We start from the raw sequence: 12,527 nt of genomic DNA, 5'->3' as shown, positions 1-12,527 counted from the left end.
GAACGATGGTAAGTACACAAGAACAATTCGAACAGGTACAGGCTGTTAAGAAATCAATCAATACTGCTAGTGAAGTAGTGAAAAACCAAGCCTTGCTAGCCATGGCTGATCAGTTATTGGCAGCTACTGAGGAGATTCTAGAGGCCAATGCCCTCGATATGGCAGCGGCCAAGGGGAAAATCTCAGATGTCATGCTAGACCGTCTTTATTTGGATGAGGGACGTATAGAAGCGATGGCAAGAGGGATTCGTGAAGTGGTTGCTTTACCAGATCCTATTGGTGAAGTCCTAGAAACAAGTCAGCTTGAAAATGGCTTGGTTATTACTAAGAAGCGTGTGGCCATGGGGGTTATCGGTATTATCTATGAAAGCCGTCCAAATGTGACGTCTGACGCGGCTGCTTTGGCTCTCAAAAGTGGCAATGCGGTCGTTCTTCGTAGTGGTAAGGATGCCTACCAAACTGCTCATGCTATTGTCACAGCTTTGAAGAAGGGCTTGGAGACGACCACAATCCATCCAGATGTGATTCAACTGGTGGAAGATACTAGCCGTGAAAGTAGCTATGATATGATGAAGGCCAAGGGCTATCTAGACCTTCTCATTCCTCGTGGAGGCGCTGGCTTGATCAATGCTGTTGTTGAAAATGCTATCGTGCCTGTTATTGAGACAGGAACTGGGATTGTCCATGTCTATGTAGATAAGGATGCCGATGAAGACAAGGCTCTAGCCATCATCAACAATGCTAAAACCAGTCGTCCTTCTGTCTGCAATGCCATGGAGGTCTTGCTGGTTCATGAAGCCAAGGCAGCAAGCTTTCTTCCTCGATTGGAACAAGTGCTGGTTGCAGAGCGTAAGGAAGCTGGACTAGAACCAATTCAATTTCGTTTGGATAGCAAAGCAAGTCAGTATGTTTCAGGTCGAGAAGCTGAGGCTCAAGACTTTGACACTGAGTTTTTAGACTATGTCCTAGCGGTTAAGGTTGTGAGTAGTTTAGAAGAAGCGGTTGCGCATATTGAAGGCCATAGTACCCATCATTCGGATGCCATTGTGACAGAAAATGCTGAAGCTGCAGCTTACTTTACAGATCAAGTGGACTCTGCCGCGGTTTATGTCAATGCCTCGACTCGTTTTACTGATGGTGGGCAATTTGGTCTTGGATGTGAAATGGGAATTTCTACTCAAAAATTGCATGCGCGTGGGCCAATGGGCTTGAAAGAGTTGACAAGCTACAAGTATGTGGTTACTGGTGACGGACAGGTAAGGGAGTAAGAGATGAAGATTGGATTTATCGGCTTGGGAAATATGGGAGCTAGCTTGGCCAAGGCTGTCTTGCAGGCCAAGACGGATCAACAGATTCTCCTTGCCAATCGTAGTCAAGCAAAAGTAGATGCTTTCATCGCCAACTTTGGCGGTCAGGCTTCCAGCAATGAAGAAATTTTTGCAGAAGCAGATGTGATTTTTCTAGGAGTAAAGCCAGCTCAGTTTTCTGAACTGCTTGCTCAATACCAGACTATCCTTGAAAAAAGAGAGAGTCTTCTTTTGATTTCCATGGCAGCTGGATTGACTTTGGAAAAACTGGCTAGACTTCTTCCAAGTTACCACCGAATCATTCGCATCATGCCCAATACTCCAGTGGCTATCGGGCAAGGAGTGATTAGTTATGCCATGTCAGAAAACTGTCGTGCTGAGGACAGTGAACTCTTTTGTCAATTATTAGCCAAGGCTGGTCTTTTGGTTGAACTTGGGGATGGCTTAATCGATGCGGCGACAGGTCTCGCAGGTTGTGGACCGGCCTTTGTCTATCTCTTTATCGAGGCTTTGGCAGATGCGGGTGTACAGACAGGATTGCCACGAGAAATGGCTTTGAAAATGGCAGCCCAGACAGTAGTTGGCGCTGGACAAATGGTTCTCGAAAGTCAGCAACATCCTGGAGTATTGAAAGACCAAGTTTGTAGCCCAGGAGGTTCGACTATCGCTGGCGTAGCAAGTCTGGAAGAACATGCCTTTAGAGGCACCGTCATGGACGCAGTTCATCAAGCCTATAAACGAACACAAGAACTAGGTAAATAAGAGGTTGGATGACTCCCAGCCTCTTTTATGGTCGATTGAATGGAGAAGACACAAAAAGATTGTCACAAACCCTCATTTTTTTGATAGAATAGAAGTAGTAAAAAAGAAATGAGTTAGACATGTCAAAAGGATTTTTAGTCTCTCTTGAGGGACCAGAGGGAGCAGGAAAGACCAGTGTTTTAGAGGCTCTGCTCCCAATTTTAGAGGAAAAAGGAGTAGAGGTACTGACGACCCGTGAGCCAGGTGGAGTCTTGATTGGAGAGAAGATTCGGGAAGTGATTTTAGATCCAAGTCATACTCAGATGGATCCTAAAACAGAACTCCTTCTCTATATTGCCAGTCGCAGACAGCATTTGGTAGAAAAAGTTCTGCCTGCACTTGAAACTGGTAAGTTGGTCATTATGGACCGCTTCATCGATAGTTCCGTTGCTTATCAGGGATTTGGACGTGGCTTGGATATTGATGCCATTGATTGGCTCAATCACTTTGCGACAGATGGCCTCAAACCCGATTTGACCCTCTATTTTGACATTGAGGTGGAAGAAGGGCTGGCTCGCATTGCTGCTAATAGTGACCGCGAGGTCAATCGTTTGGACATGGAAGGCTTAGACTTGCACAAAAAAGTCCGTCAAGGCTATCTTTCTCTTCTGGACAAAGAAGGAAATCGCATGGTCAAGATTGATGCGAGTCTTCCTTTGGAGCAAGTTGTGGAAACGACCAAGGCTGTCTTATTTGACAGAATGGGCTTGGCTAAATGAAACAAGATCAACTAAAGGCTTGGCAGCCAGAGCAGTTTGACCGCTTTGTCCGTATCCTAGAACAAGACCAGCTCAATCACGCCTATCTCTTTTCGGGATTCTTTGGAAGCTTGGAAATGGCGCAGTTTTTGGCTAAGAGCCTCTTTTGTACGGATAAAGTAGGCGTTTTACCATGTGAGAAATGCCGAAACTGCAAGCTGATTGAACAGGAAGAATTTCCCGATGTTACTTTAATCAAGCCAGTCAATCAGGTCATCAAGACAGAACGGATTCGAGAATTAGTGGGACAGTTTTCCCAAGCAGGGATTGAAAGCCAGCAACAGGTTTTTATTATCGAGCAGGCGGATAAAATGCATCCCAACGCAGCCAATTCTTTGCTCAAGGTCATCGAAGAACCCCAGAGTGAAGCTTACATTTTCTTCTTAACCAGCGATGAGGAAAAGATCTTGCCGACCATCCGTAGTCGGACGCAGATTTTCCATTTTAAAAAGCAAGAAGAAAAGCTCATTCTTCAATTAGAACAAGCAGGTCTGGTCAAGAAAAAAGCGATTCTCTTAGCCCAGTTTTGTCAATCACGAGCTGAAGCTGAAAAGTTGGTCAATCAGGCTAGTTTTTGGACCTTGGTGGATGAAAGTGAGCGCCTACTGACTTGGTTATTAGCCAAGAAGAGAGAGAGTTATTTGCAGGTAGCCAAATTAGTTAGCCTGGCAGATGACAAGGAAAAACAAGATCAAGTTTTGCGGATCCTCGAAGTGCTCTGTGGACAGGATCTCTTACAAGCAAGGATGCGACAGATTTTACAAGATTTGCTAGAAGCTAGAAAAATGTGGCAAGCCAATGTTAGCTTTCAAAATGCCATGGAATATCTGGTCTTGAAAGAAATATAAACTCAATGAAGGATAAAGAAAGGAAAGGGCTGGTTTATGGACAAAAAAGAATTATTTGATGCACTGGACGATTTTTCCCAACAGTTATTGGTGACCTTGGCCGATGTGGAAGCCATCAAGAAAAATCTCAAGAGCCTGGTAGAGGAAAATACAGCTCTTCGATTGGAAAATAGTAAGTTGCGCGAACGCTTAGGCGAGGTGGAAGCAGATACACCTGTTAAGGCCAAGCACGTTCGTGAAAGCGTCCGCCGAATCTATAAAGATGGGTTTCACGTATGTAATGATTTTTATGGACAGCGCCGAGAGCAGGACGAGGAATGTATGTTCTGTGATGAGTTGTTATATAGGGAGTAAGCATGCAGATTCAAAAAAGTTTTAAGGGACAATCTCCCTATGGCAAGCTTTACCTAGTAGCAACGCCGATTGGCAATCTAGATGATATGACTTTTCGTGCCATTCAGACCTTGAAAGAGGTGGACTGGATTGCTGCTGAGGACACGCGCAATACAGGGCTTTTACTCAAGCATTTTGACATTTCTACTAAGCAGATTAGTTTTCACGAGCACAATGCCAAGGAAAAAATTCCTGATTTGATTGGTTTCTTGAAAGCAGGACAAAGTATTGCTCAGGTTTCTGATGCGGGTCTGCCTAGTATCTCGGACCCTGGTCATGATTTGGTCAAGGCAGCTATTGAGGAAGAAATCGCAGTTGTTACAGTTCCGGGTGCCTCTGCAGGAATTTCTGCCTTGATTGCCAGTGGCCTAGCGCCACAGCCACATATCTTTTACGGTTTCTTACCGAGAAAATCAGGCCAGCAAAAGCAATTTTTTCAAGCCAAAAAAGCCTATCAAGAAACTCAGATTTTCTATGAATCACCCCACCGTGTATCAGATACATTGGAAAATATGCTAGCAGTATACGGCGATCGCTCGGTAGTCTTGGTCAGGGAATTGACTAAAATCTATGAAGAATACCAACGAGGAAAGATTTCAGAGCTGCTAGAAAGCATCGCTGAAACGCCACTCAAGGGCGAATGCCTTCTCATCGTTGAAGGTGACAGTCAGGATGTGGAGGAAAAGGACGAGGAGGACTTGTTTTCAGAAATCCAATCTCGTATCCAGCAAGGCATGAAGAAAAATCAAGCTATTAAGGAAGTCGCAAAGATATATCAGTGGAATAAAAGCCAGCTTTACGCTGCCTACCACGATTGGGAAGAAAATCAAGAAAATGACTAAACAGGGAAGTTTGCCTTCTTCCCTTTTTTTGTTATACTAGTAAAAGAAAATTTAGAAAGATTTGTGGGTGTCAAATAGTCTAGTAGCTTGTTTTTATTTGGACTTAGTTTCCACCCAAAGAGGTATTAGTGTCGTGTCTCAATCTTATATCAATGTTATCGGAGCAGGTTTAGCAGGTTCTGAAGCAGCCTACCAAATCGCAGAACGTGGTATTCCAGTTAAACTCTATGAAATGCGTGGTGTCAAGTCAACACCTCAGCATAAAACAGATAATTTTGCGGAGTTGGTTTGTTCCAATTCTCTTCGTGGCGATGCTCTGACAAATGCAGTGGGTCTCCTCAAGGAAGAAATGCGTCGCTTGGGTTCGGTCATCTTGGAATCTGCCGAGGCTACACGTGTTCCTGCAGGTGGTGCGCTTGCGGTGGACCGCGATGGTTTCTCTCAAATGGTGACCGAAAAAGTAGCCAACCACCCCTTGATTGAGGTGGTTCGTGATGAAATTACAGAATTGCCGACTGATGTAATTACAGTTGTCGCTACTGGTCCTTTGACTAGTGATGCCTTAGCTGAAAAGATTCATGCCCTTAATGATGGGGATGGATTCTATTTCTACGATGCGGCGGCGCCGATTATCGATGTCAATACCATCGATATGAGCAAGGTCTATCTCAAGTCTCGTTATGACAAGGGAGAAGCAGCCTACCTCAATGCCCCTATGACCAAGCAAGAATTTATGGATTTCCATGAAGCATTGGTCAATGCGGAAGAAGCCCCGCTCAATTCGTTTGAAAAAGAAAAGTACTTTGAAGGTTGTATGCCTATCGAAGTCATGGCTAAGCGTGGCATTAAAACCATGCTTTATGGTCCGATGAAACCAGTCGGTTTAGAGTATCCAGACGATTATACAGGCCCTCGTGACGGGGAGTTCAAAACACCGTATGCAGTTGTCCAGCTTCGTCAGGACAATGCGGCTGGTAGCCTCTACAATATCGTTGGTTTCCAAACCCACCTCAAATGGGGGGAGCAAAAGCGTGTTTTCCAAATGATTCCAGGTCTTGAAAATGCTGAGTTTGTCCGTTATGGGGTCATGCACCGCAATTCTTACATGGATTCACCAAATCTTCTTGAACAGACTTACCGTTCTAAGAAACAACCCAACCTCTTCTTTGCTGGTCAAATGACGGGTGTGGAAGGCTATGTTGAGTCAGCAGCCTCAGGCTTGGTTGCAGGTATTAACGCGGCTCGACTCTTCAAGGGTGAAAGTGAAGCTATCTTCCCAGAGACCACAGCGATCGGAAGTCTAGCTCATTACATCACTCACGCTGATAGCAAACATTTCCAACCCATGAATGTCAACTTTGGCATTATCAAGGAGTTGGAAGGCGAGCGTATCCGTGATAAGAAGGCTCGTTATGAAAAAATTGCAGAACGTGCTCTTCAGGACTTAGAGGAATTTTTAACTGTCTAATTTTTTTGAAAGAATTGCTCATGGCACTATAAAAATCTTAGAAATTGTGATAAAATAGGTAGGATAAAAAAAGGAGAGTAAAAATGGCGAATCCCAAGTATAAACGTATTTTAATCAAGTTATCAGGTGAAGCCCTTGCCGGTGAACGTGGCGTAGGGATTGATATCCAGACAGTTCAAACAATCGCAAAAGAGATTCAAGAAGTTCATAGCTTAGGTATCGAAATTGCCCTTGTTATTGGTGGAGGAAATCTCTGGCGTGGGGAACCTGCTGCAGAAGCAGGAATGGACCGTGTTCAGGCAGATTACACTGGAATGCTTGGGACCGTGATGAATGCTCTTGTGATGGCAGATTCATTGCAACAAGTTGGTGTCGATACGCGTGTGCAAACTGCCATTGCGATGCAACAAGTGGCAGAACCTTATGTACGTGGACGTGCCCTTCGCCACCTTGAAAAGGGTCGTATCGTTATCTTTGGTGCTGGGATTGGTTCACCTTACTTCTCAACAGATACAACAGCAGCCCTTCGTGCAGCTGAAATCGAAGCGGATGCCATCCTTATGGCTAAAAATGGTGTAGACGGTGTTTACAATGCCGATCCTAAGAAAGACAAAACTGCCGTTAAGTTTGAAGAATTGACCCACCGTGATGTTATCAATAAAGGTCTTCGTATCATGGACTCAACTGCTTCAACCCTCTCTATGGACAACGACATTGACTTGGTTGTCTTTAACATGAACCAACCAGGCAACATCAAACGTGTCGTATTTGGTGAAAATATCGGAACAACAGTTTCAAACAATATCGAAGAAAAGGAATAAGAAAATTATGGCTAATGCAATTGTAGAAAAAGCTAAAGAAAGAATGACCCAGTCTCACCAATCACTTGCTCGTGAATTTGGTGGTATCCGTGCCGGTCGTGCCAACGCAAGCTTGCTAGACCGTATCCATGTAGAATACTATGGAGTCGAAACTCCTCTTAACCAAATCGCTTCAATTACTATTCCAGAAGCGCGTGTTTTGTTGGTAACACCATTTGACAAGTCTTCATTGAAAGACATCGAACGTGCCTTGAACGCTTCTGATCTTGGTATTACACCAGCTAATGACGGTTCTGTGATCCGCTTGGTTATCCCAGCTCTTACAGAAGAGACTCGTCGTGACCTTGCTAAAGAAGTGAAGAAGGTCGGTGAAAATGCTAAAGTGGCTGTCCGCAATATCCGCCGTGATGCTATGGATGAAGCTAAAAAACAAGAAAAAGCAAAAGAAATCACTGAAGACGAATTGAAGACTCTTGAAAAAGATATTCAAAAAGTAACAGACGATGCTGTGAAACACATCGACGACATGACTGCCAATAAAGAAAAAGAAATCTTGGAAGTCTAAAAATAAACAGAAAAACTCAGTTGGCATTGCTGGCTGAGTTTTATTCGAAAGAAGGAAATATGAATACAAATCTTGCAAGTTTTATCGTTGGACTCATCATCGATGAAAATGACCGTTTTTACTTTGTGCAAAAGGATGGTCAGACCTATGCTCTTGCCAAGGAAGAAGGTCAGCATACGGTAGGGGATTCGGTCAAAGGTTTTGCCTACACGGATATGAAGCAAAAACTCCGCTTGACCACTCTAGAAGTGACTGCCACTCAGGACCAATTTGGCTGGGGAACCGTAACAGAAGTTCGTAAGGACTTGGGTGTCTTTGTCGATACCGGTCTACCTGATAAAGAAATCGTTGTGTCACTCGATATCCTCCCTGAGCTCAAGGAACTCTGGCCTAAGAAAGGTGACAAACTCTACATCCGTCTTGAAGTGGACAAGAAAGACCGAATCTGGGGACTTTTGGCTTATCAGGAAGATTTCCAACGCCTGGCTCGTCCTGCTTACAACAACATGCAGAACCAAAACTGGCCAGCCATTGTTTACCGCCTCAAGCTGTCAGGGACCTTTGTCTATCTGCCAGAGAATAACATGCTTGGTTTTATCCATCCTAGCGAGCGCTACGCAGAGCCACGACTGGGTCAAGTTTTAGATGCGCGGGTCATCGGTTTCCGTGAAGTGGACCGCACGTTGAATCTATCGCTCAAACCACGTTCCTTTGAAATGTTGGAAAATGATGCTCAGATGATTTTGACCTACTTGGAAAGCAATGGCGGTTTCATGACTTTAAATGATAAGTCATCTCCTGATGATATCAAAGCAACCTTTGGTATTTCTAAAGGTCAGTTCAAGAAAGCACTCGGTGGCTTGATGAAGGCTGGCAAAATCAAGCAAGATCAGTTTGGGACAGAGTTGATTTAGGCCTTATAGACATGATAAAGAAACTTGAAGAAATGAGTTTAGAGGAACTCTGGCAACTTTTTCCGATTTTTTTAGTAGAGCACAAGCCAGAGTGGAAAGACTGGTATGAATCGGAAAAAGCAAATCTGAAAAAAATATTGGGTGCAAATGTTATTAAAAGAATAGAACATATCGGTAGCACTGCTATCCCTAATATTTGGGCCAAAAATATCGTTGATATTCTGCTAGAAGTAGGTAAAATAGAGGATTTAGCAAGAGTTAGGGATTTATTGGTGAAGAATGGGTGGCTAGTGATGTCGGAGAGTCCTAACAGGATTTCGCTAAATAAAGGATATACAGATCAGGGATTTGCTAAGAAAGTTTTTCATCTACATTTGCGAATGACGGGAGATCATGACGAGATTTATTTTAGAGATTATCTCTGCCAGCATCCAGATATTGCCCAAGCGTATCAGGAATTAAAACTAAGTTTGTGGAAAAAATTTGAACACAATCGAGACGGCTATACAGATGCGAAAACAGATTTTATAAACCACTACGTTTCAGAGGCTAAGTCCAGTAATTTTCAAGAATCAGAAAAGTGTCATCAAAAAACTCTTGATAGGAGAAAGAATTGAGAAAATCATTTTACACTTGGCTCATGACCGAGCGCAATCCTAAAAGTAATAGCCCTAAAGCCATCTTGGCAGACCTCGCTTTTGAAGAGTCAGCTTTTCCAAAACATACAGATGATTTTGATGAGGTGAGTCGCTTTTTGGAGGAGCATGCCAGCTTCTCTTTTAACCTAGGAGACTTTGACGCCATCTGGCAAGAATACTTAGAACACTAGAGACAATGAGATGAGGCTAGTATTTTATTGTTCTCTTTGCTATAATAAAAAGAAATAAACGGATTAGAGAGGTTCTTTATTTGAAGGAACATTCAATAGACATTCAACTGAGTCATCCAGATGACTTGTTCCATCTTTTTGGTTCCAATGAGCGCCATCTTCGTTTGATGGAAGAAGAGCTCGATGTGGTGATTCATGCTCGTACGGAGATTGTGCAGGTTTTGGGAGAAGAGACTGCCTGTGAGGAAGCCCGTCAGGTTATCCAGGCTTTGATGGTCTTGGTAAATCGAGGAATGACCGTTGGCACGCCAGATGTGGTGACTGCGATTAGCATGGTCAAAAACGATGAAATCGACAAGTTTGTCGCCCTTTACGAAGAAGAAATTATCAAAGACAATACTGGGAAACCGATCCGTGTCAAAACCTTGGGTCAAAAGCTTTATGTGGACAGTGTCAAACAGCATGATGTGACCTTTGGAATCGGACCTGCAGGGACAGGGAAGACCTTTCTTGCAGTGACCTTGGCAGTGACAGCTCTTAAACGTGGGCAAGTCAAGCGGATTATCCTTACTCGTCCAGCAGTGGAAGCAGGTGAGAGTCTAGGATTTCTTCCGGGTGATCTTAAGGAGAAGGTGGATCCTTATCTTCGACCAGTTTATGATGCCTTGTATCAGATTCTCGGCAAAGACCAAACGACTCGTCTTATGGAGCGTGAAATTATCGAAATAGCGCCTCTTGCCTACATGCGTGGGCGGACCTTGGATGATGCCTTTGTCATTCTCGATGAAGCACAAAATACGACCATCATGCAGATGAAGATGTTCTTGACTCGTTTAGGATTTAATTCGAAGATGATTGTCAATGGAGATATCAGTCAGATTGACCTGCCACGTAACGTCAAGTCCGGTTTGATTGATGCCCAAGAAAAGCTCAAGAACATTCACCAAATCGACTTTGTTCATTTTTCAGCCAAGGATGTGGTTCGCCATCCAGTTGTCGCTCAGATTATCCGAGCTTATGAACCAGCTTCAGTTAAAAATGAAGAAAAGAAGGAAGAAACAGAATAGCAAAAAAGCAGTTCAGATGTGAACTGCTTTTTTTTAATGAGTGTCTAGCTTTAAACAAGTTCGTCGATAGACGTGTGCTCTTTAGCGAGGCCTTGAGCAACTGGGAGGCTAGTTAAGTAACCTTTATAAGTGGTCACACCTTGACGCAAGCCTTCATCTTCAGCAATTGCTTGTGTAAATCCTTTGCCAGCCAATGCCTCGATATAAGGAAGAGTGACATTGGTTAGGGCGATAGTAGAAGTACGGGCGACCGCACCAGGGATATTGGCAACGGCATAGTGGAGAACACCGTATTTTTCATAGACAGGTTCATCGTGTGTTGTCACACGGTCAGCTGTCTCGATAACGCCACCTTGGTCAACGGCAACGTCAACAATGACAGAGCCTGGACGCATTTGTTTGACCATCTCATCTGTCACCAATTTCGGTGCTTTGGCACCAGGGATGAGAACTGCACCAATCACCACATCAGCATCTCTCACACTTGCTTCGATGTTGAATGAATTAGACATAAGAGTTTGGATTTGGTTTCCAAAGACTTCTTCTAGAACTGAGAGACGCTTAGCGCTGATATCTAAAATAGTCACTTGAGCACCAAGACCAAGGGCAATGCGGGCAGCATGTGTACCGACGACACCACCACCGATGATGGTTACTTTTCCTTTTGGAACACCTGGTACACCACCTAGTAGGACACCAGAACCACCAGCTTGCTTAGTAAGGAAGTGAGCTCCGATTTGAACAGCCATACGACCTGCAACCTCACTCATAGGAACGAGGAGCGGTAGTTGTCCTTGATTATCACGAACAGTTTCATAGGCAATTCCTGTTGTTTTGGCTGCTAGCATGGCATCTGCTAATTCTGGCGCAGCGGCCATGTGCAAGTAGGTGAAGAGGAGAAGATCATCGCGCAAATAACCGTATTCAGAAGTTAGTGGTTCTTTTACTTTCACGACTAACTCGGCAGCCCAGGCTTCACCAGCAGTAGCGACAATCTCAGCTCCTTGCTTTTGATAGTCAGCATCAGTAAATCCTGAACCGAGACCAGCATTTGTTTCGATGAGGACACGATGTCCACGGCTGACTAAACTATGGACGCCAGCAGGAGTTAGGGCAACGCGGTTTTCGTTATTTTTAATTTCTTTTGGGATTCCGATTAACATAGAGATAACCTACCTTTCAATTGACGGGATTGTTTTAGTTGTCACATTTCAGTTCATAAATCAAAAATGTGATGGTTTTATTGTATATGAAACCGCTTCAAAAATCAAGAAAAACTTGTCACCCAAATTTATTTATGCTAGACTAGTTAGAATCAAGATCTAATGGAGGGAAAGTATGGAATCAATATTTGTGAAATTTGCCCAGTATCCATCTATAGAAACGAAGCGTTTATTGCTCCGACCTGTAACCTTGGATGATGCGGAAGCTATGTTTGAGTATGCCTCAGACAGAGAAAATACACGCTACACTTTTCCAACAAATCAAAGCTTAGAAGAAACCAAGAACAACATCGCTCAGTTCTACTTAACCAATCCCTTGGGACGGTGGGGAATCGAACTAAAAAGCAATGGTCAGTTTATCGGAACTATTGATTTGCACAAGATTGACCCTATTCTCAAAAAAGCAGCTATTGGTTACATTATTAACCAAAAGTATTGGAATCAAGGATTGACGACAGAAGCCAATCGTGCCGTGATTGAACTGGCTTTTGAGAAGATTGGAATGAACAAGTTGACCGCTCTTCACGATAAAGACAACCCCGCATCAGGAAAGGTCATGGAGAAATCAGGTATGCGTTTTTCCTACGAAGAACCCTATGCCAGAATGGATAATAAAGAACCAGGTCGAATGATCACAAGAGTTTATTATGTCTTGACTAAGGAAGACTATTTTGCAAATAAATAAGCAGTT

15 protein-coding genes are annotated in these 12,527 nt (G+C 43.6%); 14 read left to right on the top strand and 1 reads right to left on the bottom strand.

Going from position 1 to position 12,527, the window contains the following annotated elements:
- Positions 1-5 precede the first annotated feature (5 nt).
- The 13 genes from DG474_RS06095 to DG474_RS06035 all read left to right on the top strand — a co-directional run bounded on the left by DG474_RS06095 (position 6) and on the right by DG474_RS06035 (position 10,613).
- Positions 6-1,268, top strand: a complete 1,263-nt coding sequence (locus DG474_RS06095) for a glutamate-5-semialdehyde dehydrogenase (protein ID WP_255777679.1) — start codon at positions 6-8, stop codon at positions 1,266-1,268.
- Positions 1,269-1,271: 3 nt separating this feature from the next.
- Positions 1,272-2,069, top strand: coding sequence for a pyrroline-5-carboxylate reductase (gene proC, locus DG474_RS06090; protein ID WP_255777678.1), 798 nt, complete (start codon positions 1,272-1,274; stop codon positions 2,067-2,069).
- Between the two features lie 119 nt (positions 2,070-2,188).
- Positions 2,189-2,827: a dTMP kinase gene (gene tmk / locus DG474_RS06085; protein ID WP_255777677.1), complete on the top strand. Its 639-nt coding sequence runs from the start codon at positions 2,189-2,191 to the stop codon at positions 2,825-2,827.
- Entirely contained in the window at positions 2,824-3,714 is an 891-nt protein-coding gene (locus DG474_RS06080; RefSeq protein WP_255777675.1) for a DNA polymerase III subunit delta', read from the top strand. The genes tmk and DG474_RS06080 overlap by 4 nt, the downstream gene beginning before the upstream one ends.
- 36 nt (positions 3,715-3,750) lie before the next feature.
- Entirely contained in the window at positions 3,751-4,068 is a 318-nt protein-coding gene (gene yabA / locus DG474_RS06075) for a DNA replication initiation control protein YabA (protein ID WP_000358229.1), read from the top strand.
- Between the two features lie 2 nt (positions 4,069-4,070).
- The gene (gene rsmI / locus DG474_RS06070; RefSeq protein ID WP_255777674.1) at positions 4,071-4,949 is read left to right on the top strand and encodes a 16S rRNA (cytidine(1402)-2'-O)-methyltransferase; all 879 of its coding nucleotides are present in this window, start codon (positions 4,071-4,073) and stop codon (positions 4,947-4,949) included.
- A gap of 133 nt (positions 4,950-5,082) precedes the next feature.
- Complete coding sequence (trmFO, locus tag DG474_RS06065; protein WP_255777673.1) at positions 5,083-6,417, top strand: methylenetetrahydrofolate--tRNA-(uracil(54)-C(5))-methyltransferase (FADH(2)-oxidizing) TrmFO; 1,335 nt, start codon at positions 5,083-5,085, stop codon at positions 6,415-6,417.
- Between the two features lie 83 nt (positions 6,418-6,500).
- Complete coding sequence (gene pyrH / locus DG474_RS06060) at positions 6,501-7,238, top strand: UMP kinase (RefSeq protein ID WP_000002996.1); 738 nt, start codon at positions 6,501-6,503, stop codon at positions 7,236-7,238.
- A 7-nt stretch (positions 7,239-7,245) separates the two neighbouring features.
- On the top strand, positions 7,246-7,803 hold the full coding sequence (gene frr / locus DG474_RS06055) for a ribosome recycling factor (protein WP_001262235.1): 558 nt from the start codon (positions 7,246-7,248) through the stop codon (positions 7,801-7,803).
- 59 nt (positions 7,804-7,862) lie between these two features.
- Entirely contained in the window at positions 7,863-8,717 is an 855-nt protein-coding gene (gene cvfB / locus DG474_RS06050) for an RNA-binding virulence regulatory protein CvfB (protein WP_071850841.1), read from the top strand.
- A gap of 11 nt (positions 8,718-8,728) precedes the next feature.
- Positions 8,729-9,334 carry a GrpB family protein gene (locus DG474_RS06045; RefSeq protein WP_255777672.1) on the top strand — a complete coding sequence of 202 codons (606 nt, stop codon included), beginning with the start codon at positions 8,729-8,731 and terminating at the stop codon, positions 9,332-9,334.
- Positions 9,331-9,546 (top strand): YozE family protein, encoded by a 216-nt coding sequence (locus DG474_RS06040; protein ID WP_001232084.1) that lies wholly within the window; start codon positions 9,331-9,333, stop codon positions 9,544-9,546. The genes DG474_RS06045 and DG474_RS06040 overlap by 4 nt, the downstream gene beginning before the upstream one ends.
- An 80-nt stretch (positions 9,547-9,626) precedes the next feature.
- Entirely contained in the window at positions 9,627-10,613 is a 987-nt protein-coding gene (locus tag DG474_RS06035) for a PhoH family protein (RefSeq protein WP_084921953.1), read from the top strand.
- A gap of 50 nt (positions 10,614-10,663) precedes the next feature.
- Here the strand turns inward: DG474_RS06035 and ald are convergent, their stop codons facing one another.
- Positions 10,664-11,776 (bottom strand): alanine dehydrogenase, encoded by a 1,113-nt coding sequence (ald, locus tag DG474_RS06030; protein WP_255777671.1) that lies wholly within the window; start codon positions 11,774-11,776, stop codon positions 10,664-10,666.
- A gap of 175 nt (positions 11,777-11,951) precedes the next feature.
- Between ald and DG474_RS06025 the strand changes: the two genes are divergently transcribed.
- Positions 11,952-12,521 carry a GNAT family N-acetyltransferase gene (locus DG474_RS06025; RefSeq protein WP_255777670.1) on the top strand — a complete coding sequence of 190 codons (570 nt, stop codon included), beginning with the start codon at positions 11,952-11,954 and terminating at the stop codon, positions 12,519-12,521.
- The last annotated feature ends 6 nt before the right edge of the window (positions 12,522-12,527 follow it).

The organism is Streptococcus oralis, assembly GCF_024399415.1.
Lineage (GTDB): Bacteria > Bacillota > Bacilli > Lactobacillales > Streptococcaceae > Streptococcus > Streptococcus oralis_CS.
Note: the sequence above shows the minus strand (reverse complement) of the source record. Positions and strands in the feature narration are given on the sequence as shown.